This window comes from Aeromicrobium sp. Leaf272 (genome assembly GCF_001422865.1).
GTDB lineage: Bacteria > Actinomycetota > Actinomycetes > Propionibacteriales > Nocardioidaceae > Aeromicrobium.
Window position 1 is genome coordinate 119,791 of record NZ_LMMY01000009.1, and the last position, 4,203, is coordinate 123,993.

The following is a 4,203-nucleotide window of genomic DNA, read 5'->3' on the forward strand; positions in this document are numbered from 1 at the left end:
GAGCGGCACCGCGTCGACGAGCACGACGTCGCGCGGCCCCCACGCCCGGGGCAGACCGGCATCCTCCAGGGCGTCGCGCAGGCGCTCGGCCCGCACGCCGTCGAGGCACGTGGCGTCGGCCGGCACCACCACGGCGACGACGCGCGTGCCCCACTCGTCGTCGGGCACACCGGCGACCGCCGCGTCGTGCACCTCGGGCACCTCGCGCAGCGCCCGCTCGACGGCGGGCAGCGGCACGTTGACCCCGCCACTGACCACCACGTCGTCGGCGCGACCCACCACGCTCAGCACACCGTCGTCGACCCGGCCGAGGTCGGCCGTGTCGAACCACGCACCGACCCGAGGCTCGTCGCCGTAGCCGTCGAACAGCACCGGGCCCGACACCTGGACGCGCCCCACGCCGTCGACGGGCTCGACGATGCGCAGGTCCACGCCGTCGAGCGGGACGCCGTCGTACACGCAGCCGCCGCTCGTCTCGCTCATGCCGTAGGTCCGCACCACCCGCACACCCGCCTCGCGCGAGCGCTCCAGCAGGGCGGGGTCGACGGCAGCGCCGCCGACGAGGACGGCGTCGAGCGACGCGACCACGTCGAGTCGTCCGGCCTGCGCCAGCCGGTGCAGCTGGGTCGGGACCAGCGAGGCGTACCGCCGGGGTGCCGCCGTCGGTGGCCGCATCGCCGCCACGGCCTGCTCCAGGTCGGCGTGCTCGTCGAGCAGCACCGGCTCGGCTCCCGCGAGCAAGGACCGCACCAGCACCTGCAGGCCACCCACGCCGGTGACCGGCAGGGCCAGGAGCCACTGGCCCGGCCCACCGAGACGCGCGGCGCTGGCGGTGGCGGACGCCAGCACCGCGTCGCGCGACAGCCGCACGTCCTTGGGCTCGCCCGTGCTCCCCGACGTGCGCACGACGAGGGGGGCGGTGTCGACGCCGTCGACCCACGGCCGGAGCAGCTCCAGGACCTCACGCGCCGGCCCCGCCACCGGGCGCAGCGACGCCGGGCCCGCTCCGGTCAGGGCTCCGTCCCCAGGTCGTCGTCGGTGATCGGGTCACCGGGCTCGCGCACCGGACGGGACTGGTACAGCGCCGCCGCTCCGGTGAGCAGCGCCCCGAACCCCGCGGCGATCGGCAGCCAGCCACCGGCCGTCGTGACCGCGAGCCACACGAACAGACCGGTCAGCCCCACGAGCACGAACGGGAACGGCGGCTGCTTCATGCGCCCAGCGTAGGCGCTGGCAGACTGACGGCTGAACCTTGCGGAGCCCGCGCGGAGAGCCCTCGACCGGAGGAGCCCCGGGCCGAGGGACCCCCGGACGAAGGAGCACGGTGACCGACAGCAGCAGCGCGACCCTCTCGCAGTGGGTCGAGGGGGCCCGTCCCCGCACCCTCCCCGCCGCCGTGGCGCCCGTGCTCGCCGGGACGGGCGTGGCCGCGTTCGTCGACGACGTGGTCTGGGCCAAGGCGCTGCTCGCCCTCGGGGTCTCGCTGGCCCTGCAGATCGGCGTGAACTACGCCAACGACTACTCCGACGGGGTGCGCGGCACCGACGACGACCGCGTCGGCCCCCTGCGCCTGGTCGGGTCGGGGCTCGCGTCGCCGGCCGCGGTCAAGGCCGCGGCCCTCGGCTTCCTCGGCCTCGGCGCGCTCCTCGGCCTCGCCCTCGCCGCCACCACCACGTGGTGGCTGCTGCTCGTGGGCGTCGCTGCGCTCGGGGCCGCGTGGACCTACACCGGCGGCTCGAACCCCTACGGCTACCGGGCCCTCGGCGAGGTGAGCGTGTTCCTGTTCTTCGGGCTCGTGGCCGTGCTCGGCACCGTGTACGTGCAGGTCGAGGCGCTGCCCTGGGAGGCATGGGCGGCTGCCGTCGGCGTCGGCGCACTCGCCTGCGCGATCCTCGTGGCCAACAACCTGCGCGACATCCCCACCGACGTCGAGGCCGGCAAGCGCACGCTCGCCGTCGTGCTCGGCGACGCCCGCTCGCGCACCTTCTACGTCGCGCTCGTGGTGGTCGCCGCGGCAGCGGCCGTCGCGATCGCCGTCGGCGCCACCCCGTGGGCCCTGCTGGCGCTGCCGGGGCTGCTCCCCGTCGTCCCCGCCGTGCGCGCGGTCGTCGGCGGGGCCGTGGGCCCGGCCCTCGTCCCCGTCCTCAAGACGACCGGCATCGCCGAGCTGCTGTGGTCGGCCGGACTGGCGCTCGGCCTCGTGCTGGGCCGGTGAGCTCGGCCGATATGCCGCCCACGGCCCGGCACCCCCGCCGGCTCCGCGTCGGAGTCGTCTCCGACACCCACGCGCCGCGGTTCTGGAAGGGCCTGCCCGAGCGCGTCGCCGAGGAGCTGCGCGGCGTCGACCTGGTGCTGCACGCCGGCGACGTGTGCGTGCCGTCGGTGCTCGACGAGCTGGCCGCGCTCGCGCCCGTCCACGTGGTCCTGGGCAACAACGACGGCGCCGACGTGGCTGCGTGGGGCGCACCGGAGACCCTCGAGCTCGAGCTCGCCGGCGTGCGCGTGGCGATGATCCACGACGCCGGCGCCAAGCAGGGCCGTGTGCGGCGCATGCGTCGGCGCTTCCCCGACGCCGACGTGGTCGTGTTCGGCCACTCCCACATCCCGTGGGACGAGACGAGCGAGGACCCCGACGACGGCCTGCGGATCCTCAACCCCGGCTCGCCCACCGACAAGCGACGCCAGCCGCACGGCACGCTGGGCCACCTCGTGCTCGCCGACGGTCGCGTCGAGTCGTGGACGCTCGTCGAGGTCAGCTGACCCCACGGTCGTTCGGCACCGGCAGGGAGCCGGTCGCGTCGTACTCCTCGAGCATCGCCGAGAACGGCGCGAGGTCGATGCCGCGCTCGGCCAGCCACGCGTCGTCGTAGTACGAGCTGAGGTAGCGCTCCCCCGCGTCGCACAGCAGCGTGACGATGCTGCCCTGCTCCCCTGCCCGGTGCATGCGGGTGGCAAGGGTCAGCGACGCCCACACGTTGGTGCCGGTGGAGCCGCCCACGAGTCGTCCGAGCCGGTCGCTCGTCCAGCGCATCGTGGCGATGGAGGCGGCGTCGGGGACGCGGAGCATGTCGTCGATGACGCCGCCGACGAACGACGGCTCCACGCGCGGCCGGCCGATGCCCTCGATGCGCGACGAGGCGCCCGTGACCACGTCGGAGGTGTCCTGCGCCCAGCCGTCGAGGAACGCGGAGTTCTCGGGATCGGCCACCAGCAACGACGTGGGGTGGCGGCGGTAGCGCAGGTAGCGGCCGATCGTGGCCGACGTGCCGCCCGTGCCGGCGCTGACCACGACCCAGGTGGGGACGGGATGACGCTCGGCCGACATCTGCTCGAAGATCGACTCGGCGATGTTGTTGTTGCCCCGCCAGTCGGTGGCTCGCTCGGCGTAGGTGAACTGGTCCATGTAGTGGCCACCGCAGTCGGCGGCCACGCGGCGGGCCTCGTCGTACACGTCGGCGGCGTTCTGCACGAAGTGGCAGCGACCCCCGTGCCACTCGATGAGCGCGACCTTCTCGGTGCTCGTGGCGGCCGGCATGACGGCCACGAACGGCAGGCCGACGAGCCGGGCGAAGTACGCCTCGCTGACGGCGGTGGACCCGCTGGACGCCTCGACGATCGTGGAGTGCGGACCGATCCAGCCGTTGCAGAGGGCGTGCAGGAAGAGCGAGCGGGCGAGGCGGTGCTTGAGGCTGCCGGTGGGGTGGACCGACTCGTCCTTCAGGTACAGGTCGACGTCGGGCGTGGCGACGGGCACCGCGTGCAGGTGGGTGTCGGCGCTGCGGTTGGCGTCGGCCTCGACGCGGCGGATCGCCTCGTCGATCCAGGCGCGGGTCTCAGTCGACGTCTTCGGCACTGCGCGACTCCTCGATGCGCGACGACATGCGCTCGGCCCGCTGCTGCACGTTCGCGGCGAGGTCCTCGCGCATCCCGGCGAGCAGGAAGATCGAGATGATCGAGGAGATGATCATGGCGGCGAGGAGGACGAGCAGGTTCGTCAGCTCGTCGAACTCCAGGAAGAACTGGCCCACGCCCCACAGGAGCAGGTAGGTGACGGCCAGGACGCTGAGCCGGGCGAGCGTGTACCTCCAGAAGGCCTTCATGCCCCGAGGTTATCGGTCGACGCGTCGAGGCAGGTCGCTCGCCCGCGCTCACGCCCTCGACGGCGGGGCCGGGGTGGTCGACCGTCGCGCGGCCCGGCCGTCG

The 4,203-nt window shown here is 74.3% G+C and carries 6 protein-coding genes; 2 read left to right on the plus strand and 4 right to left on the minus strand.

Features of this window, described 5'->3' with window-relative positions; genetic code table 11:
- Window positions 1–981 (minus strand): AMP-binding protein (locus ASF38_RS02100; RefSeq protein WP_200914371.1); only part of this gene is annotated, 981 nt, incomplete at its 3' end.
- Between the two features lie 29 nt (window positions 982–1,010).
- Window positions 1,011–1,214, minus strand: coding sequence for a hypothetical protein (locus tag ASF38_RS02105; protein WP_055964012.1), 204 nt, complete (start codon window positions 1,212–1,214; stop codon window positions 1,011–1,013).
- Between the two features lie 110 nt (window positions 1,215–1,324).
- Here ASF38_RS02105 and ASF38_RS02110 point away from each other — a divergent pair, with 110 nt between their 5' ends.
- Together ASF38_RS02110 and ASF38_RS02115 are read left to right on the plus strand one after the other, a co-directional pair.
- Window positions 1,325–2,215 (plus strand): 1,4-dihydroxy-2-naphthoate polyprenyltransferase, encoded by an 891-nt coding sequence (locus ASF38_RS02110; protein ID WP_055964010.1) that lies wholly within the window; start codon window positions 1,325–1,327, stop codon window positions 2,213–2,215.
- A complete protein-coding gene (locus ASF38_RS02115) occupies window positions 2,212–2,760 on the plus strand; it encodes a metallophosphoesterase family protein (protein ID WP_235497350.1) in 549 nt (182 codons plus the stop codon). The genes ASF38_RS02110 and ASF38_RS02115 overlap by 4 nt, the downstream gene beginning before the upstream one ends.
- On the opposite strand, the gene ASF38_RS02120 is transcribed toward ASF38_RS02115, so the two are convergent.
- Window positions 2,753–3,853, minus strand: a complete 1,101-nt coding sequence (locus ASF38_RS02120) for a PLP-dependent cysteine synthase family protein (protein WP_056555984.1) — start codon at window positions 3,851–3,853, stop codon at window positions 2,753–2,755. The genes ASF38_RS02115 and ASF38_RS02120 overlap by 8 nt on opposite strands.
- Window positions 3,834–4,100 (minus strand): DUF4229 domain-containing protein, encoded by a 267-nt coding sequence (locus ASF38_RS02125; RefSeq protein WP_055964001.1) that lies wholly within the window; start codon window positions 4,098–4,100, stop codon window positions 3,834–3,836. Before ASF38_RS02125 ends, ASF38_RS02120 begins: the two co-directional genes overlap by 20 nt.
- Window positions 4,101–4,203 lie beyond the last annotated feature (103 nt).